This is a genomic window from Photobacterium sp. SP02 (assembly GCF_038519165.1).
Taxonomy (GTDB): domain Bacteria; phylum Pseudomonadota; class Gammaproteobacteria; order Enterobacterales; family Vibrionaceae; genus Photobacterium; species Photobacterium halotolerans.
On the sequence record NZ_JASJOJ010000154.1, the window covers coordinates 1 to 735 of the forward strand.

The 735-nt window shown below is 54.8% G+C and carries 1 protein-coding gene; it reads left to right on the plus strand.

Features of this window, described 5'->3' with window-relative positions:
• Positions 1–735, plus strand: a 735-nt coding sequence (locus tag P0Y67_RS22725; protein WP_342393710.1) for a hypothetical protein, incomplete at both ends; no start/stop codon positions are given.

Consider the following 735-nt stretch of genomic DNA (forward strand, 5'->3'; position numbering starts at 1 on the left):
GCGCTTTCTTCGGATCGACAGAAAGTACCGAGATAGAGCAGGCGGTTGAGCGCGCTGAAGCCTCTGCACCGGGTATACAGGGTTTTGCTCGAGAGAAAGCGGATAGTGCTGCCGAAGCAGTGCGCTTCTTGCTGGCTCAGCGTCATCGTGCACTGGACAAAGGGTTGCCTGACAATGACAGCCGTTATTACCACTTGCTGAACAAGAAACTGGCTCGGTTGATGGCGGTGTTTGTGGCGCTTTTTCGGGTTGAGCCTGGCTATGTATACCCGTTGGCCGACACCCATCCTCAAGTGCTGCTGTGGGTGCTGAGCTCAGCAGAGATTGATCGGCTTGATCCGACTGCGGGGAAATTGTCGTTACTGCTGGCCGATAAACTGCAGGCACAGATGTGGCTGGATACGGTATCTCTGGCGACATCAACACAGCTTCTTGAGACCTTGCAGTCCGCGGCCATCAGCCAGATCCCTCAATCTGAACTGGCCATGCGGGCCCTGGTGCGCCGTCATGAATTGAATGCAGAGTTCGCCACAAAGTGTATCCGGGATGGCTCTGCGAAAGTAAGCCGTATGGCCCGGCATCAGCTGGCCTGTTCAGGGCACGAAGCCGGCATTAACTGGGTGATTGAACATGGCGATCCTGCTCAGTCTTTATTTACCCATTTACTGATCCGCAAAGATAAAGTGGCCTGGCTTCGTGGTGACATCCTGCCCCAGAAAGAGGCATTTCAGCAGG